We start from the raw sequence: 22,257 nt of genomic DNA on the forward strand, positions 1-22,257 counted from the left end.
GCCCCAGTTCCCGGCCGGGCGGCCCGGCCGTCCGGACACTCAGCCCGTGCCGCGCACGGCCTCCAGCAGGTCGTCCAGCGACAACGTCCGCAGGTCGTCCCTGGTGGGGCGCTGCCCCAGCGAACGCAGGCGCGTCGATTGGGACTTGCGCATCCGTTCCAGCAGTTTGCGCGCCTCGCGGGCGTTGCCGAAGTTCTGGTCGCGCTCCATCTGCGAGAACCACTCCAGCAGCGCCACGTCCAGGTCCTCGCCCAGCAGGTAGTCGTCGCCGCGGGCCATGTGCAGGCTGATCGACACCAGTTCCTCGGGGCTGTAGTTCTCGAAGACCAGCGTCTTGTTGAACCGCGACGCCAGACCGGGGTTGGCGTCCATGAACTTCGCCATCTCGTTGGTGTACCCGGCGACGATCACGGCGACCTCGTCGCGGTGGTCTTCCATCAGCTTCACCAGCGTGTCGATGGCTTCCTGGCCGAAGTCGGCGCCGCTGCCGCTGGAGCGGGACAGCGTGTACGCCTCGTCGATGAACAGCACGCCACCGCGCGCCTCCTCGAACGCCGATGCCGCCTTCTCCGCGGTGTGCCCGATGTACTGGCCCACCAGGTCCCGCCGCGACACTTCCTTGAACCGCCCGTTCGGCAGGATCCCCAGCGCCTTGAGCAGCTGGCCGTAGATGCGCGCGACGGTGGTCTTGCCGGTGCCGGGCGCGCCGGCGAACACGAGGTGGTTGCTGACCGTGCCGACGGAGAGGCCCTCGCTGCGGCGCCACTCGTTGACCTGGATCTCGTCGATCAGCCCGCGCACCTCGGCCTTGACGCTCGCCAGGCCGATCATCCCGTCGAGCTCGCCGAGCAGCTTGTCGACGGTCTCCAGGTCCTGGTGGTTGCCCGTGGTCGCGACCGCGCCGACCGGGACCTTGCCGCGCGACGGGTCGCCCTCGCGGATCTCGGTGCGCGCGCCGTCGGCGAGGTGGATGCCCGGCACCGCGGTGTTCTCCACGCGACAGTCTTCGATCACGCCGCCACAGCCGCGGCCCACGCTGATCCCGACGCCCTGCGTGTCGTGCACCCAGCAGGTGCTGATGACCGGCGAACTCTGGTCCGCCACGGCGATCCCGGCGTCCCCGGTCTGCGAGATGTCGCAGCGGTCCAGACTGGAGTCACCAGCCTGGTACATGTACACGCCGCGGAACCCGCACCCGGCGATCGTCGTGTGCTGCACCTTGATGCGCGCGCCGAGCCGCACGATCACCCCGTCGTCGGCGATTTCGCGGATCTCGCAGCGGTCGATGGTGCCGTCGGACTCCTCCACCACGATCCCGTACTGCGAGCCGGTGACGTGGCTGTTGCGGATCTCGATGCGGTCGGCGCCCGCGACGTCGATGCCCGGCGCGAACCGCGCTGTCGCGGTGCACTCGACGATCTTCACCTGGCCGCCGCGCACGCGGACGGCGGAGTGCTCCTCGCATGTGAGCTTCAGCCCGATCAGCTCGACCCGTGCGTCGGTCACGGACACCACCGGCTGGTCCGGGAACGGCGAGCTGATCGTGACGCTGCCGGACTCGCGCGCGGACAGCGTGACGTGCTGGCGTGTGATCGAGATCGGCTCGGGGTAGTCACCGGGCGCGATCGAGATGACCGCGCCGTCGTCGGCCGCTTCGAGCGCGTCGCGGATGGTGGGCAGGGCGCCGCGCTGGTCCGGGGCGACGAAGAGGGTGCGTGGCATGGCTTCCGTGGTTCGGCCGACTAGGGTTTGCAGGACAAAAGGTACCGCAGAGAGGCAAGCACGCGTGGAACCTTCCTGGCAGCCGGGCAATGACCTCGAACACGCGTTGATGGCGGCGATCGAGGAGGGGGACCCCCAGCGGTACGCGCGGGTGGTGCTGGACGCCACCTTCCACGTGCCGGTGTTCCCCGATCCCGGCACCCCCGAACGGGAAGAGGTGACACGTCAACTCGGCCTGGCCGAGCACGACATCCTGGTCTTCACCTCGCCCGCCGAGCTCGAACGTTTCGCCGGCCCGGTCGCGCGCGGGCGCACCACGGCGACCTTCGCGGAGCTGACCGCCGGGGCGGCGGAGGGGGCCCGCTTGATCATCGATCCGGGCCTGCCCATCACCGCCGTCCTGCCGCCCGCCGTGGTGCCCGAGCTGGCCGAAGGGCGGCAGGAGACCGCACCGGTGTCGGAGCTGCGCGACATCGTCCGCGACGAGGTGCGCCGCATCGTCCCGTTGCTGTCGCTTGCGGAATTCGCGGGCGACCGGGAACCGCGCACCGACCTGCCGCCGTCCAACGCTCTGGAGAACGCGCTGGCAGTGGCGCTGGCGGAGCGGAACGAGGACGCGTACATGCAGGCTCTGGTGAGCGGTGAGGTGGTGGTCCCAACCACGGGGCCGGTGCCGGTCAACGACCTGCCGGGCATCCCGCCGCTGCCGTGGCGCCTAGCCGGCACCGACGAGATCCCGGTGATCACGGTGTTCTCGTCGGTGGCGATGCTCGAAGCGGTCGCGGGCAAGCAGCAGCACCACACGACGGACCTGCTGTTCAACGTGTTCGCCCGGTGGCCAGACGAGCGGCACGTCCTGTGCTTCAACCCGGGCGCCGACACCCAGCTGGTGCTGTCCGGGCAGGCGGTGCTGGAGATCACCGACCTCATCGCGGCGGACCTTGCCGCCGACTCATAACGCCCGTCCCGGTTGCCGTCCCGCACGCGGAAAGGTGAGAACGAACTGTGCCCGAGACCCCGTCCCGCCCGGTGCGGTACCGGCTGCTGGGCCCGATCGAGGTGTCGGGGCCGGACGGGCCGGTTCGGCTGGGCGGGCCGAAGCAGCGGTCGGTGCTCGCGGCGCTGCTGCTCAACGCCGGGCGCGTGGTGCCGGACGAGCAGCTGTTCGCCCTGGTCTGGGGTGCCGCGCCGCCGGCGACGGTGCGTGGCCAGGTCCAGGTGTACGTCTCCGAGCTGCGCAAGCTGATCGGCGCCGACGTGATCAGCAGGCGTGCGCCGGGGTACGTGATCGAGGTCGGGCCGGGTGAGCTGGACCTGCACGAGTTCGACGACGCCGTCGCCAGGGCGCGCGCGGACCTCGAGGCCGGCCGCGTCGGGGAGGCGGCCCGGCGGCTGCGCGCGGCGCTCGACCTGTGGCACGGGCCGGTGCTGGGCGGGGTCACTCAGTCGCTGCTCGACCGGGAAGGCCCGCCGCTCGCGGAGAAGCGGCTGAGCGCACTGGAGGACTACTTCGACGCCGAGCTCGCCGCGGGGCGGCACCGGTCGGTGGTCACCGGGCTGCGGCAGGAGGCCGAGGACAACCCGTTCCGGGAACGACTGCAGGCCCTGCTGATGCTCGCGTTGCACCGCTGCGGCCGCACGCCCGAGGCGCTGGAGGTCTACACCGCCGTCCGGTCGCGGCTCATCGACGAACTCGGCGTCGAGCCGGGGCCGCTGCTGCGGGACACGCAGGTGCGGCTGCTGCGCGACGAGCCCGAGGAGGGGCCGGTGCCGCGGCAGCTGCCCGGTGACGTGCCGCAGTTCGCCGGCCGGATGCGCGACCTCGCGCGGCTGGACGCGTTGCTGCCGCTGGAGGGCAGCGGTGACCGGCCGTCGGTGTCGGTGGCGGTCGTCAGTGGTGGCGCCGGTGTCGGCAAGTCGGCGTTCGCGGTGCACTGGGCACACCGGGTGCGGGAGCGGTTCCCGGACGGGCAACTGTACGTCAACCTGCGCGGCTTCGATCCCGGCGCGTGCGCGATGAGCCCGGCGGAGGCCGTGCGGCGGTTCCTCGACGCGCTCGCCGTTCCGGCGCAACGGATCCCGGTGAGCGTGGAGGCGCAGGTGAGCCTCTACCGCAGTCTGCTGGCGGACAAGCGGGTGCTGGTGGTGCTGGACAACGCGCGCGACGCCGACCAGGTGCGCCCGCTGCTGCCCGGCGCGCCCGGCAGTTTCACGCTGGTGACGAGCCGGAACCAGCTGGCCGGGCTGGTCGCGGTCGAGGGCGCGGCGCCGGTGAGCCTGGACCTGCTGTCCGACGCGGAGGCGTGCGAACTGCTCGCACGGCGGCTCGGGGCGGATCGGGTGGCGGCGGAGCCGGAGGCGGTCGCCTCGATCAACACGTTGTGCGCGCGGCTGCCGCTGGCGCTGGCGATCGTGGCCGCGCGGGCAGCGACGAACCCGGGGTTCACGCTGGGCGAGCTGGCCGCCGAGTTGTGCGCCGCGCGGGGCGGGCTGGACGCTTTCGAGGGCGACGACGCCAGTTCCGACGTGCGGGCCGTGTTTTCGTGGTCGTACCACGCGATCAGCGCGGACGCGGCCCGGCTGTTCCGGTTCCTCGGCCTGCACCCCGGACCGCACGTGACCGTCGCGGCGGCGGCGAGCCTGTTGGGGGTGTCCCGGGTGCGGCCGCTGCTGGCTGAGCTGACGCGCGCGCACCTGGTCGCCGAGCGCGCCCCCGGGCGGTACGCGTTCCACGACCTGCTGCGCGCCTACGCGATCGAGCTGACGCAGGAGGAGGACGCGGAGGCGGAGCGGACCGCGGCGGTGCGGCGGATGTTCGACCACTACGTGCACACGGCGCACGCGGGCGCGGCGACGCTGAGCCCGCAACGCGAGCGGCTGGCGCTGGACCCGCCGTCGCCGGGGGTGGTGGTCGAGCCGCCCGCGGACGCCGGCGCCTGGTTCGCCGCCGAGCACCCGGTGCTGGTGGCGGGGATCGACCGCGCGGCGGCGGCCGGGTTCGACACCCACGCGTGGCAGCTGGCGTGCGCGTTGAGCCACACGTTCGTCCGGCAGGGCAGGCACTGGCTGGGGGAGCCGCGGACGTACGAGGTGGCGCTGGAGGCGGCCGCGCGGCTCGGGGACCCGGTCGCGCTGGCGCACAGCCACCGGGGGCTCGCGGTCATCCTGACGGCGCTGGGGCGGGACGAGGAGGCGCGGGCGCAGCTGGACCGGGCGCTGGACCTGTTCGAGGAGCTGGGGGACCTCGGGTACCAGGCCGATGTGCGGCAGGGGCTGACGTGGGTGTGTGATCGCCTCGGGGATTACGCCGGGGGGTTCCACCACGCGCGGCGGGCGCTGGAGTTGTTCCAGGCCGCGGGGAACCGGTACGGGGTGGCCAGCGCGCTGAACAACATGGGCTGGAGCTGTGCCCGGCTGGGGGACTACGAGCAGGCGCTGGCGCACTGCAAGGAGTCGATCGCGGTGCAGGCCGAGCTGGGGAACCTGGTCGGTGAGGCCAACGCGTGGGACAGCGTCGGGTATGCGCAGCAGTCGCTGGGAAACCTGGACGAGGCGGTGCGCTGCTACGAGACCGCCGTGGGGCTCTACCGGCGCCACGGAAGCCGCTACTACGAAGGCCGAACACTGACCCGCCTCGGCGACGCGCACCTGGCACGCGGCGATTCGGCCGCGGCGCAGCGTGCTTGGCGGGCCGCGCTGGAGTTGTTGGAGGAGCTGGGGTCGCCGGACGGAGGCCAGATCCGCGCGAAGCTGGATGGCGTTTCGGAGTGGTCGGCGTAGCTGCTGCGGTGGTGGTTTCGGTGGCTGGGCGGCTGGCGAGGCGGGGCGGATGCTCGCTCCGATGATTGGTCCGTTCATCACTGCGCGAGCCGCTCCATCGCCGCACAAGCACCCGCGGCCCGGCCACCCAACTCGCCGTCCCGACCCAGCGGCCCAATTCGGCCACCACCCAGCCACGCCGCACCACCGAGCCACCCGACCACGCCGCCCCACCCCACCCGACCCCGCCCCAACTCATGATCACCCTCCGCAACCACCCCTCACCGCCCGCACCCACCAGGCAACACCTGCGTTAACTCCAAGCGACCAACGCATCCACTACGCCCTTCGAAGCATTTTCGAAGCGGAGTTTGTAACTCTGTCGGAGCAACGCGGGAACGGCTTGGCGCGTCACTGCGTCCCAGGCTGCGAACGACGAGATCGGGCGGTGAACGAATGAGCGACGGTTCGCGGAGCCGCTTAGGCGCGCTGGTCCAGGGCTTCCGCCGGCGCGCGGGCCTCACCCAGCGTGAGGTCGCCGACCTGGCGGGGCTCAGCGTGGCGGGCCTGCGTGACGTCGAGCAGGGACGTGTCACCCGGCCGCGCGTGTCCACTCTGCGCAAGCTGGGCGACGTGCTCGGTCTGTCCCGTGTGGAGCTGGGCGAGCTGCTCCGCGAGGCGGGCGGCGAACAGGCCACCGGCGGCGGCCTGCGGGTCGAGGTTCTCGGGCCGCTGCGGGTCATCGCGGACGGCGAGCCGGTCGAGCCGGGCTCGGAAACCCAGCGCACCCTCCTCGCGCTCCTCGCGCTGTCCCCGAACGCCCCCGTCAGCCGGGACGCGCTCGTCGAAGCCGTCTGGGGCGACCAGCCCGAGCACGGCACCGTCGACCTCCTCCAGTCCCGCATCTCCCGCCTGCGCCGCCGCCTCCAGGGCGACCCGGAGAACGGCTTCATCGTTTCCGCGCGCGGCGGCTACCAGCTCAAGGTCGCCGAAGGCCAGCACGACCTGCTCCTCTTCCGCCAGCTCGTCGCCCGTGCACGACATGTCCGCGAGGAGGGCGAACTCGCCGAAGCGTGCGGTCTCTTCGCCGAAGCCGTCGGCCTCTGGCGGGGCGAACCGCTCGAAGGGCTGAGCGCACTGGACTCCCACCCGATCGTCGTCGCGCTCGTGCGCGAGTACCGGGCCGTCGTCGTCGAATACGCGGGCGCCGCCTCGGATCTCGGGCGCTACCAGGAGGTTCTGCCGCTCCTGCAGCGCGTCGCCGAGGCCGATCCGCTCCACGAGGCCGTCCACGCGCGCCTCATGATCGCCCTCGCCGGCAGCGGGCAGCAGGCCGCCGCGCTGGACGTGTTCGACACCCTGCGCCGCCGCCTCGCGGGCGAACTCGGCGCGGACCCCGGGCCGGAACTGGCCACCGCCTACCAGCGCGTCCTGCGTCAGGAGGTCGCGCGGCCGGAGTTCGCCCCGGTCAGCGCCCACCGCCAGCTGCCGCTCGATACCGCCGACTTCAGCGGCCGCGAAGCGGAGCTCACTACCCTGCGCGACGGGCTACGCGCCATCGATGGCGGCACCGCGGTCGGCATCGCGCTCATCGAGGGCATGGCCGGCGTCGGCAAGACCCGCCTCGCCGTGCACGTCGCGCACCAGCTGCTCGCCGAGGGCCGTTACGGCGACTGCCAGCTCTACGTCGACCTGCGCGGCCACTCCGACCAGCCGCCCGCCGACCCGGCCGCGGTGCTCGCGTCGTTCCTGCGCCTGCTCGGCGTCCCCGGCGACCAGATCCCGCCGAGCCTCGACGAGCGCGCCTCCCTCTACCGCGACCGCGTCTACGGCCGGGATGTGCTGGTGCTGCTGGACAACGCGGCCAGCGAGGACCAGATCCTGCCGCTGCTGCCCGCCGGGCCGACCAACCTCGTCCTGGTCACCAGCCGCCGCGCGCTCGCCCTCGACGGCGCCCGCACCCTGCCGCTGGGCGTCTTCACCCCGGCCGAGGCCCGCGAACTGCTCGTCCGCGTCGTCGGCGCCAAGCGGGTGGAAAGCGAACCCGACGCCGCCCGCCGGGTCGGCGAACTGTGCGGCTGGCTGCCGATGGCCGTCGCGCTCGCCGCCCGTCGCCTCCAGTCCCGTCCGACGTGGACAGTCGCCGACCTCGCCGCCCGGCTGGCCGAAACCGGTGACCGCATCGACGAACTGGCCGCGGGCAGCCGACGGCTGCGTGCGGTGTTCGAACTGTCCTACCAGGCGCTGGCGGCCGCGGAACAGCGCCTGTTCCGCCTGCTCGGCCTGCACCCCGGCGCGGACTTCACCCCCGAGTCGGTCGGCGCGCTCGCCGGGCTCACCCCGTCGCGGGCGCGGTGGCTGCTCGACCGTCTCGTGGACGAGAACCTGGTCACCGTCGTCACCCGCGACCGGTACCGGCTGCACAACCTGCTCGCCGAGTACGCGCGCGGCCTCGCCCGCGACAACGAGCCGGAGCCGGCCCGGCGCGCCGCGATCACCCGCGTGCTCGACTTCTACCTGCACACCGCGGCCCGCGCCACGCAGCTGATCTACCCGGCCAAGCACATCCCGCTGACCGGCGCCGCTCCCGCGCACGGCCCGGTGCTGCCCGACCGCGAGGCGGCGAAGCGGTGGCTGGAGGCCGAGCGCCCCTGCCTGATCGCCGCCGTCAGCCTGGCCGCCGAGCAGGGCTGGCCGACGCACGCCTGGCAGCTGACCCGCTGCCTGCGCGCGTACCTGTACCTCTACGGCTACAGCCACGACCACGACTGGGTGCACACGCACGAAGCCGCGCTGGCGGCCGCGACCGCGGCGCAGGACCGGGTCGGCGAGGCGCACACCCGCTCCGACCTGGCGGCCGCGTACCTGCACCACGGCCGCGCCGCCGACGCGCGTGAGCAGTTCCTGCGCGCCATCGACCTGCACCGCGAGAACGGCGAGCGCGAACTGGAAGCCACCTCGCTGACCGCGCTGGCCGTGCTCTGCCACCGCATCGGGGAGTTCCCCGAGGCCTTGCGGCTGTTCCGCACGGCGGGCGTCCGCTGCGCCGGGGACTCCCGGCTGGAAAGCGCTGTCGCCGCGAACCTCGGCGCCACGCTGGCCACGCTCGGCCGGCTCGACGAGGCCGTCGACCAGTACCGGCACGCGCTGGTGCTGTCCCGGCAGGCCGGCGACCCGGACGGGGAGAGCGGTGCGCTGGCCGACCTCGGCGACGCGTGGCGGCGGCTGGGCAGGCACCGCGAGGCGATCGAGCACCTGAAGGAAGCCGCCGACCTGGCCGAGGCGCACGGCCTGGAGCCGCGGATCGCCTACGCGCGGCACCGCCTCGGCAACACCTACCGGCAGACCGGCCGGTTCGACGACGCGCTCGGCAACCTCAACGAGGCGCTGCGGATCGTCCGCACGGTCAGCGGCCCCGCGACCGAAAGCGAAGTGCTCATCGACTTCGGCGGGGTGCACCGCGACATCGGCGACCTGCTCACCGCCGCGGACCTGATCGAGGCCGGGTTGCGGGCGGCGATCAACCGGGGCGAGCGCTACCAGCAGGCGCGGGCGCTCAACGAACTGGCCGAACTGCACCGCTGCGCCGCGCGAGCCGGCCTGGCGCAGGACTACTGGCGCCGCGCCTACGGCCTGTTCGACGAGCTGGGCGCGCCCGAAGCGGCCGAGCTGCGCGACTTCACCGGAGACCGCTGGCCCGTGACGTCCGTGGCCTGACCCCGAACTCCCGGGCCGGCCATCGCCTGGCCCGGGACCAGCGGACACGCCGAGGCGCCGCCTCGCCTCGGCGTGTCCGCCACCCAGCGCTCAGATGAGCCCGTTGCGCAGCGCGTAGGACACGGCGTGCGTACGGTTGCGCAGCCCCAGCCTGCTGGTGAGGCTGTGCAGGATGTTCTTGACCGTGCGCTCCGAATAGGACATTTCCGCGGCGATTTCGGCGGTGTCCTGGCCGTCGGCGAGGCGGCGCAGCACCTCGGTCTCGCGACGGGACAACCCGTTCAGCATCAGCTCGCGCGGCGCCAGCACCTCGCGCTGCAGGCGGGCCAGCCCGTGCAGCACCTGGCCCAGCTGCTCGGCAGGAAGGTGGCCGTGGCCCTGGTGCGCGTCGGCGATCGCGCGCAGCAGGCGGGCCGTCGTGACCTCCGCGCGCGGGATCAGCACCACCAGGCCGTTCTCGATCGCGGTCCACAGTTCCGCCGGGCGGGGCGCGTCGGTGATCAGCACCAGCCGCGCGTTCGTCGGGGCGTCGGCCACCAGCTCGGGCAGGCCGGCCACCGACTCGGTCATCGCGACCACGACGTCCGCCGACGCGGGCGTCCCGTTGACCACGTGGATACCGGGTTTGCCCTGGATCTCGCTGAGCAGGCCGGCGCGCAGGAACACGTCGTCGGCCAGCACCACGACGCGGACCACCGCGCGGTCGGCCGCCGGGACGGCGTGCAGGCGGGCGGCGGGCCGGCCGCCGGGGACATCCCGCATAGCGGTGCTGTACGGCATAGGGCCACCTAACCGTACCGATACAGGCGGAACCAGGCGGAAGCACCGGCAGGTTTCGGCGCCCGCAGTTCTGCCGGTTTAATGGGTGGCGGTGAGCGAGACAGTGGACATGGGGTCGCCGGGGGAGGAGCCGACCTTCGGTGAACTGCTGCTACGCCATCGCCGCTCGGCCCGGCTCACCCAGGCCGACCTCGCGCAGGCCTCCGGGGTCAGCGTGCGTGCCCTGTCCGACCTGGAACGCGGCCGCGCCCGCGCCGCGCAGCGCCGCTCCACCGAAGCCCTCGCCGACGCGCTCGGGCTGACCGGCGGCAACCGCGAAGACTTCCTGGCCGCGGCCCGCGATGGCCGTCGCCGCAGGTCCAGACCAGTCGTGCCGTTCGCGGGGCCGCCGCCCGCCGCGGTGCCGGACCTGGTAGGCCGCGGTCACGAGATCGACATGTTGCGCCGCGCCGCGGCCGACGCGCTCACCGTCCCGAGCGGCGTGGTCGTGTCGCTCGTCGGGCACCCGGGCGTCGGCAAGACGGCACTGGCCCGCACGGCCGCGCACCTGCTGGCGGCCGAGTTCCCGGACGGTTTCCTGTCGGTCGACCTGCGCGGTATGGACGACCAGCCGGTCACCCCGCGCGCCGCACTGGACGTCCTGTTGCGTGGTCTGCACGTGCCTGCGGCGGAGATCCCGGCCGCGGTCGCCGAGCAGTCGGCGTTGTTCCGGTCGCTGCTGGCCGGCCGCCGGGTCCTGGTGCTGCTGGACAACGCGGCCGACGAGGCCCAGGTCCGCCCGCTGATGGCGACCGCGACCGGATGCCTGACGCTCATCACCTGCCGCCGCGCGCTGGCCGGGCTGGAGTCGGCGCGCTGGCTGTGGCTGCGGCCGCTGGAGACCGCGGAGGCCTCGGCGCTGGTCGCGGCGATCGCGGGGCCGGACCGGGTGCGCGCCGAGCCGTCCGCGGCGGGGGAACTGGCCGAGTTGTGCGGGAACCTGCCGCTCGCCGTGCGTATCGCGGGGAACCGGCTGGCGACCAGGCCGCACTGGACGATCGCCTACCTGGTCGACGAGTTGCGTGACGAGAGCACACGGCTGGCCGCGCTGTCGGCGGGGGACCTGCGGGTGCGGTCGGCGTTCGAGATGTCGCACCGCCGGCTGTCCCCCGCGGCGCGGCTGGTGTTCCGCCGCCTGGCGGTGATCCCGGGCCCGGACTTCGACGCCGACCTGGCGACTGTCGCCACCGGCATGGCGACCCCGGATGTGCGAGCCCACATCGACGAGCTGGTCGACGCGAACCTCCTGCAGGCGGGCAGCGTGCCCGGCCGCTACACCTTCCACGACCTGATCCGCCTGTTCGCGCGGGAGCGGCTGGCCGTCGAGGAGGACGCCGGCGAGACGTCGGCCGCGACGTGCTCGGTGCTGGACCACCTGCTGGACACCGGGATCGAGGCCGGGCGGCTGTTCTACCCGGACGCGCTGCGGGATTCGCTGGAGGCGAGCCGGTTCGCGACGCGTGAGGAGGCCGCGGCGTGGCTCGACGCGGAGGCGGCGAACTGGCTCGCCGCGCAGCGGGCCGCGCTCGCGCACGGCAAGCACCGGCAGGTGGTGGACCTGGCCAGGGCGCTGCACTGGTTCTCCGACGGCCGGATCCAGCAGCTGCCGTGGGACGAGGTGTTCGCGCTCGGCGTGGACGCGGCGCGGGCGCTGGGCAGCCGGGCGGACGAGGCGGTGTTGCTGAACTTCCTCGGCTGGGCGAGGTACTACTGCCTCGGTGACAACGAAGGCGGCCGCGCCGCGCACGAGGAGGCGCTGGCGATCGCGACCGAGATCGGCGACCGGCGCGAGCAGACGTGGGCGCTCGGGTACCTCGGTTCGGTGTTGCTGCGGCTGGGGCGGCCGGAGGAGGCGCTGGACCACGTCGAGCGGTCGGTCGGCTTGGCGGACATGGACTTCTGGATGGGGCAGGGGTCGATCCGCAACGTACTGGGGAAGGTGCTGTGCGCGGTCGGCCGTCCCGGCGAGGCGCTGCTGGTGCACCGCGAGGTGCTGGCCGACACTGAACGCTACCGTGACGACGCGAACCCGTTCACGTACCGGTTCTTCCGCGCGCTGACGTTCCAGTTGCTCGGCAGGGCGCTGACGGAGACCGGTGATTGGCCGGGTGGCGCCGAGGCGTTCCGGACCGCGCGGAGGTTGTTCGACGAGGGCGGTTTTCCCGTGCCGGGCGGCGAATGCGCGGTCCAGGAGGGCGCGGCATGGCGGAAAGCCGGGCGGCTGAGCCTGGCGGAAGGCTGCCTGCAGGCGGCGCTCCAGGTGTTCACGCAGGTGCTGACGCGCTGGCAGCGGGCGCAGGCGCTCGCGGAGCTGGCGCTGGTGCTGGACGCGACCGGACGAGGCCAGTTGGCGGCGGAACATCGTCGGGAGGCGCTCGCCCTGTGCGAGGACCTGGGTACTGAGGCTGCCGCGGATCTGGCGAAGCGCTTGTTGTCCGGGCAGGGGTGAGCCGGCGCCGTGGGTGTGGGCGGGCAGGGTTGACCGTCCGATAGGGCATAGCGGTGTTCGGTCGCTGGCGCAGCCGACCGCCTTCGGGTTTCACTGAGCGTGATCTTGGCGGGAACGATCAGTACAGGGAGCGCGGACGTGGGCGAACAGGACGCTCAGAACTGGGCCGCGCGCAGCCATCGCGAACTGTATGAGGCTGTGCACGCCGCCGGCCCCGCCGCGGAGGCCGCCCGCGCCGCGATGCCGGAACCGGATCCGTTCGATCTGGACGAGACCCTGGAGCGCCTGTTCGCCCGCGGCGGGATCGCCACGCTGTACGAAGCCGCCGGTGACCTGCGCCCGGCGGCCGAGGGTGCGTGGCGGGCGCACGACGAGGCGGTGGCGGTGATGGTCGCGTTCACTGCCGAGGCGGCGGAGGTTGGTGCGTCGCTTCCACGACAGACCGAAGCGCCCACGAGTGACGGTGGTTCTGGGGCATTGCCCCCGATGGATGGCGGTGTAGAGGATCAGGTGCCGCGAGGGTCTGCTCCCTCTGCAGCGGCCGCGGTGTTGCCGGGCAACGACTCCCACCGGAAGGATCCGCCGGTTCTGTCGGCTTCCCCCGGGGCGGCCGCGGCGTTGCGGGACAACGACTCCTGGCGGAGCGATTCGCCGGTTACGCCCGGGCCTGCTTCGCCTGAAGCGGTATCAGGGTTGCGGGACATAGATTCCTGGCGGAGTGTTTCGTTGGAATCGTCCGCGCCACCCGGCGCGGTCTCGGGGTCGGCGGACAATCAGTTCCGACGGGGCGACTTGTCGACTTCGCCCGCGTCCGGTTCTCCGGCAGTGGCTTCGGCGTTGTGGGACAGTGACTTCCGGCAGGTTGTTCCGCCCGCTTCGCCTGGCGCGGCGTCGGCCCTGACGGATGGTTTCCGGCGGAGTGATCCACTGGTTTCCTCCGCGTCTGCTTCGGCCGGTGCGGCATCGCCCTTGCGGCGCAATGATCTCCGGCCCGGTGATCTGCCCATGCCAGCTGCTTCTGCTTCCTCCGCGGCGCCATCGGCGTTGCGAGGTAATGACTTCCGGCGGAGTGATCCGCCGGTTCCGCCCGCGTCCGCGATCAGCGGCGCCGCGGGTGGCGCCACCCATCGGCCGGGTGCGACGAACTCGCCCCGGCCGCCCGGCACGCGCACCACCGGCCCGGCGATCCCGGGTTCCGGCGGTGTTGGCTCGTTGTGCCCCGGCGCCGCCGGTTTCGGCGGCGCCGGGAGCCCGGGTGGCGGTGGCGGCGCGTTCGCCGTCCGGTTCGGCGAGGCGGCGGGGCCCGGCGCAGGCGGCCGGGTCCCCGCCGCGTGGTCGGCATGACCCCCCGAAGACCCGACTTCGTCCTGTCCGCACCCGAGTTCGACCTGCTCTGGGGCGACCTCGACCTGCCACCCGTGCCGTACCCGCTGCGGGTGCCCAGCGTCGGCCGCACGTTCGCCGTCCGGGCCCGGCTCACCGACGAGGTGTACCGGTCGTGCGCGGAACGCGGCCTGGCATCCGGTCGTCGGCTCGATCCCCGGCTGGCGGCGCTGCTCGCCATGCTGGCCGTGCCGGAAGTGTCGGTCGACGCCGTCGGGCACATCGGCTACCCGGTCCGCGCCATCGCCGCGGCCGCGGGCCGGACCGGGCTGTTGGCGGTGCTCGCCGGCGGCGAGATCTGGTTGACCGAGATCCCGCCCACCGCGCTGGTTCCGGAGATCGTCGCGGTGTTCCCGCCCGGCGCCCCCGGCGCGCCAGTGGATCCGTTCGCAGTGGACGCTCTGGCCGGAAGCCGTTCCAGCGGTGGGCAGATCGGTGTGCACGCCGGCGTGCGATCGTCCACTGTGGTCACCTGGTTCGACTCGTCGCGCGGCCGGTACCTCGTGTCCCGCGACAGCGACGGCATCACCGTCACCCCCACCGACGACACCCGTCTTGCCGATCGCGTGACCGCGCTGTTGACGAGCGCAGCGAAGATACATACTGTAGGTATGTAACTGTTCGCGACGTAGCGAGGTGTCCATGGGGCAGTCGGGGCCGAGTGCCACGGGCCGGATCGAGATCGCGGCCGAACCGGCGCGGGTGTACGACCTCGTGAGCGATCCCGGCGTGCTCGCCGAGCTGGCCGAGGAGTACAGCGGGTTCCGATGGCTGCGCGGGGTGAACGGCGCCCGGGTCGGTGCGCGGTTCCGCGGGATCAACCGCCGTGGTGTGCGGTTGTGGAGCACCGTCAGCACGATCACCGACGCGGACGCGGGGAAGCGCTTCGCCTTCGAGGTGCGTTCGCTGGGCATCCCGGTTTCCCGGTGGCAGTACGACATCGAGCCCGCCGGCGACGGCTGCGTGGTGACCGAAAGCACGTGGGACAAGCGGCCGGGCTGGTTCCGCGCGCCGAGTTCACTGGTGACCGGCGTGTGGCAGCGCGAGGACAAGAACCGCGCCAACATCGCCGCGACGCTCCAGCGCCTGAAGACCCGCGCCGAACACCCCTGAGCCGGTGGATCCGCGCCGAGGCGCCGGGCTTGGTTTCGTCGCCTGACTGCCGAGGATCAGTGGCTGAGCCAGTTAGCCAGCGGGAGTCCGGGGCGAGTGGCTGGACCAGTTGGGGTGCCAGAGATCGCGAGTGGCTGAGCCGCAGCGGGAATCGGGGTGGGGGTGCTCGGCCTGTCGGCGGCCGGGGATCTGGATGCGTGGCTGAGCCAGTTGGGAGCGGAAACTCGGGCGGGTGCCTGGGCCACCTGGCTAACGGGAGATCCCGGGCGGGTGGCTGAGCCAGCTGGCCAGAGGGAAGCCGGGCGACTGGATTGGCCAGTTGGCGAGTTGGCCGAACCGGAGAGCCGTCCGTGCGGAGCGGCGCGCTCAGCGGTAGACCACCAGCGCGCCCCGGTTCTTGTGTAGCGTCACGTCGGGCGGGACCTGCGTCAGCTCGCCGTCCACCGCCAGGCGCAGGCGGCCTTCCGGGGCGCTGATCTTCAGTTGCGGCGCCGCGGGCCGGTCCTGGTACGGCGTGCACCAGCGCAGCGTTCCGGTCAGCGCCGCCAGCACGACGCGCGTGCGCGCGAACGGGCTTTCCGCGTACACCACGCGGATGTCGAGCAGCCCGTCGTGCAGGCTGGGGCGGTACGTGGGCGCGAACCCGCGCGGCCGGTACGCCCCGTTGCCCGCGAAGATCATCCACACCCGGCGCCGCTCGTCGTTCACCACCAGCTCTTGCGGCTTCGCCCGGCGCAGGACGTGCACCAGCCCGACCAGCACCGCAGGCCACTTCCCGATCCGCTTCTCCCATTTCTCCCGGTACCGCACGAGATCGGTGTAGAGACCGGTGCTGCAGGTGTTGACGAACACCTGGCTGTCCGCCACCCCGAGGTCGATCCGCACCGCGGAACCGGCCCGCAGCGCGGTGATCGCGTCGTCCGGGGTCTCCACGCCGAGATCGCGCGCGAAGTGGTTGAGGGTGCCCGCCGGAACGACGAGCAGCGGGACGTCGTGCTCGGCGGCGACCCGCGCGGCGACGTTGATCGTGCCGTCCCCGCCCGCGACGCCCAGCACCCGGCAGGTCCGGGCGGCCTCGGTGATCACGTCGGTCAGGTCGTCGCCATCCGCAGGCTCGACGATCTTGGCCTGCGGCAGTTCCGCCGCGACCCGGTCCAGGATCGTCGCGCCGGCGCTGCCCGCGGACGAGTTGGCCACCAGGACCAACCCCTCGCCCGTGGGCAGGGCGGGCGCCGGGCACGATTCGGCATCCGACGGGCCGGCCGGGGTGCGTGGCCACCACGACAACGTGACCAGGCCCGCGGTCAGGCCGATACCGACCCCGGCGAGCACGTCGGACGGGTAATGGGCGCCAGTGACCACGCGGGAAGTGGCGACCCCGGCGGCGAGCGCCCCGATCGGCACGCCGAGCGCGGGCCACTCCAGGGCGGCCCCGGTGGCGAAAGCAGCCGCCGACGCGGAGTGCCCGGACGGGAAGGACGTCGTCCACGGCGCGCGCCGCAACTGCCGGACCGGCGGGATGGCGACCGTCGACGGGCGGGTGCGGCGGATGACCCGCTTGCTCAAACCGTTGGCCGTCGCGCTCGCGATGCCCAGCGCCAGCATCCCGCGCAGGGCGGCGCGGCGCGCGCGGCGGTTGCGCGTCGCGGCGAGCGTGCCGCTGACCGCCCACCACAGGCCGCCGTAGTTGGCCGCGCGGCCGAGGCGGGGCAGCACCCGGTCCAGAAGCGCGGAATCGGTCGCCGCCACCCGCGCGAACACCTGCCGATCCACCCGGGACACCCATCGCCGCATCCCGGCAGTCTAGGCGCGCTCCGGGCTTGCTTCCGGCCACGGCGAGTAGTACACCAGTTCTATGACAGCTGTCATGACGGTGACCGAGCTGGACGGCACGTCCTCGGCGGAGGTCGCCGAACTCGTCCTGGCCTGCTCCGCGGTGACTCTCCGGAACCGATTCCTCATGCCGGGGCAGCCGGATCCGCGGGACGTCCTCGTCCGCTACCGGCGCTACCTCCTCGCCGGGCCGCCGCACGGGGTCGCGCTGGTCGCGTTCAGCGGGCGGTCGCCTGCCGGGCTGCTGAACCTGGTGGCGGGCGAGGCGCGGATCGCGGAACTCGGCATCGTGGTCGCCGACCCGTGGCAGCGGCAGGGGATCGCGACGGGGCTGGCTTCGTGGTTGCGGGCCGCGGGCCGGTGGGAGGGGTGGACGGTGCGGGCGGTGACGCACGCGGACAATGTGGCGGCGAAGGCTTTGTTGCGGGGTCAGGGTTTCCGGCTGCTCGGCGGGGCCGATCGCGGCGAGTACCACTACGAGTTGACGATGCCGGGACCGGTGTGGGAGGTGGCGAGGTGACGCGCGGGCCGCGGGAGCGGATGGTCTACAGCGCAGCGCAGCTGATCCGGACGCAGGGGGTGAGCGGCACCGGGATGCGGGAGGTGGTGCGGCACGCGTCGGCGCCGCGGGGTTCCCTGCAGCACTACTTCCCGGGCGGCAAGGACCAGCTGGTGCGCGAGGCGCTGGCGTGGTCCGGCGACTTCGCGGCGCGGCGGGTCAAGCGGTACGCCGAGGCTGCGCCGACTCCCGCCGGGCTGTTCGCCGGGATGGCGGCGCAGTGGCGGGACCAGTTCCGCGAGGAGGGTTTCGCGGCGGGCTGTCCGCTCGTCGCGGCGACGGCGGACGTGGCGGCGGGCAACGAGAACCTGCGGCAGGCCGTGTGCGCCGGGTTCGAGACGTGGCTGCGGCCGGTGGCGGACAGCCTGCGGGAGATGGGTGTGCCGGAGGCGCGCTGCCGGTCGCTCGCGATGGTGATGATCAGCGCGCTCGAAGGGGCGATCGTGATGGCGCGGGCGCAGGAGGATGTGGCGCCGTTGGATGCGGTCGTGGCCGAGCTGGGGCCGATGCTCGACGCGGCGCGGGTTTGATGCGGGTGTGCGTTTCGTTTGACGCCGGCGGGTGGGTGGACCTGGCGCGCCGCGCCTGAGGGTCGTTCCGTTCAAGACCGCCGCCCCGGGCGGACCTTAGCGTCCACGGCATGCGTATCGGAATCGGACTTCCCGCCGCTGCGCCTGGGGCGGACTTCACCTCGATCGGGGAGTGGGCCGCGGAGTGCGAACGCCTCGGGTTCGCCTCGCTAAGTGCGATCGACCGGCTCGTCTACGACAACCTCGATCCGCTCGTCGCGCTGGCGGCCGCGGCCGCGCGCACCACCCGGATCGAGCTGCTGACCACCGTGCTCAACGCCGGTTACCGCCGCAATCCCGTGCTCCTCGCCAAGCAGATCGGCTCCCTGGAACGGCTTTCCGGCGGCCGGCTCACCGTCGGGCTCGGGATGGGCGGCTGGCCGGAGGACTACGCCGCCAGCGGGGCCCCCATGACCGGTCGCGGTGCCGCGTTCGAGGACACCCTTTCGACCATGCGCGCGGTCTGGCGTGGGGAGACACACGTCCCCGCATTGCCGGACGGGCGTCCAGGGCTCCTGCTGGCGGGCTCACCCCGGCCGGCTTCGCCCGCGCCGCCGCAATGTCCGACGGCTGGTGGCGCCCTCCTTCGGCCTGCCGGTCCTCCAGGAGGGCGTGGCGGCCGTCCGCGCTGTCTCGCCGCGGGCGCGGATCGTCGTGGAGCGGTACTTCTGCTTCGGGCCGGACGCTGAGCGCCGCGCGGACGACTACATCGCCCACTACTACGGGCCCGCCTACGCCGACCAGGTGCGGCCGGAAGTGCTCACCGACCGCGGTCACCTGCACCAGGAGATCACCCGCCTCGCCGAGGCCGGCGCCGACGACCTCGTGCTGCTGCCCTGCACGGGCGAGCCCGAGCAGATCGGGCTGCTCGCCGCGCGGCTGCCCACTGTGGACGAACACGGCACTGTCGGGTGAAAACCCCGCAACGGCGTTTGCCGCGTGCCCGCACCAGGGAACCACCGCCACGAGTATCCGGAGTGGACCCCCGGGGTGCACCCGAGAGGAGGCTCACCGTGAGTGGATGGGTGAGGGTGCCCGAGGTGCGCGACGAGTCAGAAGGGCTGAACGGGACGTTCGTCCTCGCCCGGCCACGGCCCGGCACCGTGGGCGAGACCCAGCGTGTGGCCCACGTCTTCCCGTTGCCCGCCGAGCGGCCCGGCGTACTGGTCGCCTACTGCGGCTTCGAGGGCCGCCGCGGCGAGCTGGACCTGCTGGACCGCCCGGTGGGCATGCCGTGTGAGCGCTGTCTGGTCGTCGCGGCCCGCCGGGCCGGTGCCGGGTCGATCCCGAACCAGCGCCGGAACTGACCGGACAGTCGTCCGCCCCAAAACCCATGCAAATACCACCTTGACTGGATCTCCCTCGCAAACTTAAAGTACGATCGTCCACAAAGTGTGGCGACAGGGGCGACCATGACGACCGACGTGCTCACCGGATCACTGCGCGGCGCGCCCTGGCGGCGGCTCGCCGTGCTGGGCGACAGCGTCGCCGAGGGGCTGGGCGACCCGGTCGACGGCTACCCGCCGCCGCCGTGGGCCGACCGGCTCGCCGACCTGCTGCGCGAACAGCAGCCTGGCCTGGCCTACGCCAACCTCGGCGTGCGTGACCTGCGCGCCGCCCAGGTCCGGGACACCCAGCTCGCCGCGGCCCTGGACTTCCGGCCGGACCTGGCCGTGGTCGCGGCGGGTGGCAACGACATGCTGCGCCGTTCGTTCGACCCCGTCGCGGTCGAGGAAACGCTTTCCGAGATCGTCTCCGCCCTGCGCGCGGCCGGCGCCGCCGTGGTGGTCATGGGTCTGTTCGACATCTCGCGGTCCCCACTCGCCGACGATGACCGGCGCGTCGGGCTCCGCGAGCGACTGGGCCGGCTCGCGCGGCTCACCCGCCGCGTCGCCGACCGCCACGGTGCCTGGTACATCGACCTCGGCGACCACCCGGCCTCCGCGGACGCGGGGATCTACAGCGCCGACCGCTTGCACGTCAACGCCCGCGGCCACGCGATCGTCGTCACCGAAACCGTCCGCAGGCTCGCCGCGGAGCTGTCGTGCTGACGCGGCGGCAGGCAACGCCGTGGACACCGCGGCGGGCACCATCGGCAGGCGCACGCCCGACGAGCGGGCCGCCGCACTCGCGCACCACGAGCCCGCCGAGCTCGCCGCGATGCTCCGCGGAGCCAACGCGAAACTCCGGACCGCACCGCACTGTCCACACTCGACGATCACCGGTGGGCGAAGCCGAGCGGCGTGCAGGGCCGGACGGTCGGCAACGGCGTCCTGACCCTGTGGTACGACGCCTACGTCCACGGCGACGACATCCGCGCCGCGCTCGGCCGCGAGCCCGAACGGGACAGCCGACTGACTGCCGCCGTGCACTGGGTAGCGGAATCCCTGCGCCAGAAGGGCTGGGGACCCGCGCGCCTGGAACTCCGAGGCTTCGGTCCGGTCGACATCGACAGCGGGGGAGACACCGTCGAGGCCGACGCGCTGGAGCTCGTGCTCACCGCCTCCGGCAGGCACGCCCCGGCCGCGCTCGGCCTCGGCGGCGACGTCAACGTCTACTCACGCTGACTTCTGGGCCGCGGCGTACGCGAGCTTGTCCGGGTTGACGACCGTGTGCAGCGCGATCACCCCGTCCGCGCCCGGTTCGAGCAGCACGACCCCGAACAGCTCGCCGCGCAGGTGCAGCGCGAGGCCGGGCGCGCCGTTGATCGAGCGCACCGAGAGCTCGATGTCGCCCGCGCGCGGGTCGCGGTGCAGACCGGCGACGTACCGGGCGACGTGGTCGCGGCCGAGGATCGGGCGGCGGGCCGCGGTGACCTTGCCACCACCGTCCGCCCAGGACACGACCTCGTCGGCGAACATCCGTTCCAGGGCGGCCACATCGCCCTTCACGGTGGCGTCGAGGAACCGCTCCACGATCGCGCGCCGCTGCTCGGTGGTCGCGGTGAAGCGCCGCCGCCCGTCGCCGACGTGCTGACGCGCGCGGCGGTAGAGCTGGCGGACGTGGGATTCGCCGAGGTCGAGGATCTCGCCGATCTCGCGGTGGCTGTGGCCGAACGCCTCGCGCAGCACGAACGCCGCGCGTTCCGGCGGGGTCAGCCGTTCCAGCAGGAAGAGCAGCCCCATCGACAGCGAGTCGCGCTGCTCGGCGGTCTCCAGCGGGCCCAGCTCACCGCCGCCGGTGAACACCGGCTCCGGCAGCCACGGCCCGGTGTAGACCTCGCGCCGCGCCCGCGCGGAGGTGAGCCGGGTCAGGCACAGATTCGTGACGACCTTCGTCAGCCACGCCTCCGGCACCTCGATGCCGTCGCCGGCGTCCCAGCGGAGGTAGGCCTCCTGCACGACGTCCTCGGCCTCGGACGCCTCGCCCAGCAGGCGGTAGGCCAGGCCGAGCAGGCGCGGGCGGTTGGCTTCGAAACGGGCGAGAGGGTCCACGCCTCCCAGGATGCCAGTTACCGGCCCTGCTGCGGATCGAAGTCGTCGTGCTCGTCACCCGAGGACGTGCCCTGCTCGCCCCGCAGCACCTCCTGCTCCTCCGCGGAGGAGTCCTCGGCGCCGGGCGGGTCCTCGCGGGCGTCGTCGTGCTTGCGTTCCGTGCGCCCGGGCTACCCGGCGGCAGCGGGCCGAAACGGGTCAGGCCGGTGGTTCGGTGGTGCGGTAGATGGTGGTCAGCCACACGTCGAGCAGCACGTCGACCACGTTCGCCTCCAGCACGGCCGGGTCGTCGCCCGCGAAGGTCGCGTACAGGACGCGTTCGTTCATCAGGTTCAGCGCGATCGCCAGCTCCCGCGCCGGCCGGCCCGCCGGGGCCGCGCCGCGCGCCCGTTCGGCCTCGATGGCCTCCGCGGTGCGGCTGACCCAGGTGCCCATCATCCCCGCCCACAGCTCCCGCACCTCGGCGTTGGTGTGCCGGGCCTCCGCCGCGGCGAGCGCGACCGAGCGGTGGGCGCGGAAGGTGGTGTAGATGGCGTCCAGGCACTGCCGCCAGCGCTCCGCGGGGGTCGGGCCGGGGTTGTCGAACACCGCCGAGGATGCCCGGTCGGCCTCCTCGGTGACCCGGTCCAGCAGCGTGAGCAGCACCGCGTCCTTGGAGCGGAAGTAGAAGTAGAACGTCGGCCGGGAAATGCCCGCGCCGCGCGCGAGGTCGTCGATCGAGATGTCGCTCAGCGGACGGTCGGCCAGCAGGCGCTCGGCGGTGGCCAGGATCGCCAGTTCCCGCTCGTCACCGCTGGGCCGGGGCGCGCGTCGGCCGCGTGCCGGGCGGTTGCGGACGGCGGGTTCGGTGGCCATGCGGCCACCGTATCAGGTGGTCAACCTCTTGTCGGCGATCTCGAC

19 protein-coding genes are annotated in these 22,257 nt (G+C 73.1%); 14 read left to right on the forward strand and 5 right to left on the reverse strand.

The features are described 5' to 3' along the window. Positions 1-39 precede the first annotated feature (39 nt). Positions 40-1,722, reverse strand: coding sequence for a right-handed parallel beta-helix repeat-containing protein (locus tag AMETH_RS10460; protein WP_017981400.1), 1,683 nt, complete (start codon positions 1,720-1,722; stop codon positions 40-42). A gap of 64 nt (positions 1,723-1,786) precedes the next feature. Here AMETH_RS10460 and AMETH_RS37875 point away from each other — a divergent pair, with 64 nt between their 5' ends. From AMETH_RS37875 to AMETH_RS10475, 3 genes are all read left to right on the forward strand, one after another. Continuing rightward, entirely contained in the window at positions 1,787-2,680 is an 894-nt protein-coding gene (locus AMETH_RS37875; RefSeq protein ID WP_017981401.1) for an SseB family protein, read from the forward strand. A gap of 47 nt (positions 2,681-2,727) precedes the next feature. After that, positions 2,728-5,502, forward strand: coding sequence for an AfsR/SARP family transcriptional regulator (locus tag AMETH_RS10470; RefSeq protein ID WP_017981402.1), 2,775 nt, complete (start codon positions 2,728-2,730; stop codon positions 5,500-5,502). Between the two features lie 435 nt (positions 5,503-5,937). Beyond that, positions 5,938-9,198, forward strand: coding sequence for a BTAD domain-containing putative transcriptional regulator (locus tag AMETH_RS10475; protein WP_017981403.1), 3,261 nt, complete (start codon positions 5,938-5,940; stop codon positions 9,196-9,198). 90 nt (positions 9,199-9,288) lie between these two features. Here AMETH_RS10475 and AMETH_RS10480 read toward each other — a convergent pair whose 3' ends face one another. Further along, positions 9,289-9,978, reverse strand: coding sequence for a helix-turn-helix transcriptional regulator (locus AMETH_RS10480; protein ID WP_223843106.1), 690 nt, complete (start codon positions 9,976-9,978; stop codon positions 9,289-9,291). Between the two features lie 109 nt (positions 9,979-10,087). Here AMETH_RS10480 and AMETH_RS10485 point away from each other — a divergent pair, with 109 nt between their 5' ends. From AMETH_RS10485 to AMETH_RS10500, 4 genes are all read left to right on the forward strand, one after another. Continuing rightward, positions 10,088-12,466, forward strand: coding sequence for an ATP-binding protein (locus tag AMETH_RS10485; protein WP_017981405.1), 2,379 nt, complete (start codon positions 10,088-10,090; stop codon positions 12,464-12,466). A gap of 138 nt (positions 12,467-12,604) precedes the next feature. Beyond that, the gene (locus AMETH_RS37880) at positions 12,605-13,810 is read left to right on the forward strand and encodes a hypothetical protein (RefSeq protein WP_156131648.1); all 1,206 of its coding nucleotides are present in this window, start codon (positions 12,605-12,607) and stop codon (positions 13,808-13,810) included. Continuing rightward, the gene (locus AMETH_RS10495; RefSeq protein WP_017981407.1) at positions 13,807-14,466 is read left to right on the forward strand and encodes an ESX secretion-associated protein EspG; all 660 of its coding nucleotides are present in this window, start codon (positions 13,807-13,809) and stop codon (positions 14,464-14,466) included. Before AMETH_RS37880 ends, AMETH_RS10495 begins: the two co-directional genes overlap by 4 nt. A 25-nt stretch (positions 14,467-14,491) precedes the next feature. Further along, positions 14,492-14,962 (forward strand): SRPBCC family protein, encoded by a 471-nt coding sequence (locus tag AMETH_RS10500; RefSeq protein ID WP_017981408.1) that lies wholly within the window; start codon positions 14,492-14,494, stop codon positions 14,960-14,962. A 366-nt stretch (positions 14,963-15,328) separates the two neighbouring features. Here AMETH_RS10500 and AMETH_RS10505 read toward each other — a convergent pair whose 3' ends face one another. Further along, positions 15,329-16,756 carry a bifunctional phosphatase PAP2/diacylglycerol kinase family protein gene (locus AMETH_RS10505; protein WP_017981409.1) on the reverse strand — a complete coding sequence of 476 codons (1,428 nt, stop codon included), beginning with the start codon at positions 16,754-16,756 and terminating at the stop codon, positions 15,329-15,331. Between the two features lie 61 nt (positions 16,757-16,817). Here AMETH_RS10505 and AMETH_RS10510 point away from each other — a divergent pair, with 61 nt between their 5' ends. From AMETH_RS10510 to AMETH_RS35660, 7 genes are all read left to right on the forward strand, one after another. Further along, on the forward strand, positions 16,818-17,315 hold the full coding sequence (locus AMETH_RS10510) for a GNAT family N-acetyltransferase (RefSeq protein WP_223843108.1): 498 nt from the start codon (positions 16,818-16,820) through the stop codon (positions 17,313-17,315). Then, positions 17,312-17,884 carry an LmrA/YxaF family transcription factor gene (locus AMETH_RS10515; RefSeq protein ID WP_209436860.1) on the forward strand — a complete coding sequence of 191 codons (573 nt, stop codon included), beginning with the start codon at positions 17,312-17,314 and terminating at the stop codon, positions 17,882-17,884. Before AMETH_RS10510 ends, AMETH_RS10515 begins: the two co-directional genes overlap by 4 nt. A gap of 110 nt (positions 17,885-17,994) precedes the next feature. Beyond that, the gene (locus AMETH_RS36585) at positions 17,995-18,612 is read left to right on the forward strand and encodes an LLM class flavin-dependent oxidoreductase (protein ID WP_081617536.1); all 618 of its coding nucleotides are present in this window, start codon (positions 17,995-17,997) and stop codon (positions 18,610-18,612) included. Continuing rightward, positions 18,578-18,838 carry a hypothetical protein gene (locus tag AMETH_RS10525; RefSeq protein WP_038532033.1) on the forward strand — a complete coding sequence of 87 codons (261 nt, stop codon included), beginning with the start codon at positions 18,578-18,580 and terminating at the stop codon, positions 18,836-18,838. Before AMETH_RS36585 ends, AMETH_RS10525 begins: the two co-directional genes overlap by 35 nt. Before the next feature lie 125 nt (positions 18,839-18,963). Continuing rightward, positions 18,964-19,230, forward strand: a complete 267-nt coding sequence (locus tag AMETH_RS10530; RefSeq protein ID WP_156131649.1) for a hypothetical protein — start codon at positions 18,964-18,966, stop codon at positions 19,228-19,230. A 105-nt stretch (positions 19,231-19,335) separates the two neighbouring features. Beyond that, on the forward strand, positions 19,336-19,974 hold the full coding sequence (locus AMETH_RS10535; protein ID WP_017981414.1) for an SGNH/GDSL hydrolase family protein: 639 nt from the start codon (positions 19,336-19,338) through the stop codon (positions 19,972-19,974). Between the two features lie 192 nt (positions 19,975-20,166). Beyond that, positions 20,167-20,490 carry a hypothetical protein gene (locus tag AMETH_RS35660; protein WP_017981415.1) on the forward strand — a complete coding sequence of 108 codons (324 nt, stop codon included), beginning with the start codon at positions 20,167-20,169 and terminating at the stop codon, positions 20,488-20,490. On the opposite strand, the gene sigJ is transcribed toward AMETH_RS35660, so the two are convergent. After that, the gene (gene sigJ / locus AMETH_RS10545) at positions 20,482-21,357 is read right to left on the reverse strand and encodes an RNA polymerase sigma factor SigJ (RefSeq protein ID WP_017981416.1); all 876 of its coding nucleotides are present in this window, start codon (positions 21,355-21,357) and stop codon (positions 20,482-20,484) included. The genes AMETH_RS35660 and sigJ overlap by 9 nt on opposite strands. Before the next feature lie 198 nt (positions 21,358-21,555). Beyond that, on the reverse strand, positions 21,556-22,212 hold the full coding sequence (locus AMETH_RS10550) for a TetR/AcrR family transcriptional regulator (RefSeq protein WP_017981417.1): 657 nt from the start codon (positions 22,210-22,212) through the stop codon (positions 21,556-21,558). Positions 22,213-22,257: the final 45 nt, after the last annotated feature.

The sequence above is a fragment of the Amycolatopsis methanolica 239 genome (assembly GCF_000739085.1).
GTDB lineage: Bacteria > Actinomycetota > Actinomycetes > Mycobacteriales > Pseudonocardiaceae > Amycolatopsis_E > Amycolatopsis_E methanolica.

Coding starts and splice junctions, on each gene's coding strand:
- AMETH_RS10460 (WP_017981400.1), bottom strand. CDS start 1,722: ATGCCACGCACCCTCTTCGTCGCCCCGGACCAGCGCGGCGCCCTGCCC.
- AMETH_RS10475 (WP_017981403.1), top strand. CDS start 5,938: ATGAGCGACGGTTCGCGGAGCCGCTTAGGCGCGCTGGTCCAGGGCTTC.
- AMETH_RS10480 (WP_223843106.1), bottom strand. CDS start 9,978: ATGCCGTACAGCACCGCTATGCGGGATGTCCCCGGCGGCCGGCCCGCC.
- AMETH_RS10485 (WP_017981405.1), top strand. CDS start 10,088: ATGGGGTCGCCGGGGGAGGAGCCGACCTTCGGTGAACTGCTGCTACGC.
- AMETH_RS10495 (WP_017981407.1), top strand. CDS start 13,807: ATGACCCCCCGAAGACCCGACTTCGTCCTGTCCGCACCCGAGTTCGAC.
- AMETH_RS10500 (WP_017981408.1), top strand. CDS start 14,492: ATGGGGCAGTCGGGGCCGAGTGCCACGGGCCGGATCGAGATCGCGGCC.
- AMETH_RS10505 (WP_017981409.1), bottom strand. CDS start 16,756: ATGCGGCGATGGGTGTCCCGGGTGGATCGGCAGGTGTTCGCGCGGGTG.
- AMETH_RS10510 (WP_223843108.1), top strand. CDS start 16,818: ATGACAGCTGTCATGACGGTGACCGAGCTGGACGGCACGTCCTCGGCG.
- AMETH_RS36585 (WP_081617536.1), top strand. CDS start 17,995: ATGCGTATCGGAATCGGACTTCCCGCCGCTGCGCCTGGGGCGGACTTC.
- AMETH_RS10535 (WP_017981414.1), top strand. CDS start 19,336: ATGACGACCGACGTGCTCACCGGATCACTGCGCGGCGCGCCCTGGCGG.
- AMETH_RS10550 (WP_017981417.1), bottom strand. CDS start 22,212: ATGGCCACCGAACCCGCCGTCCGCAACCGCCCGGCACGCGGCCGACGC.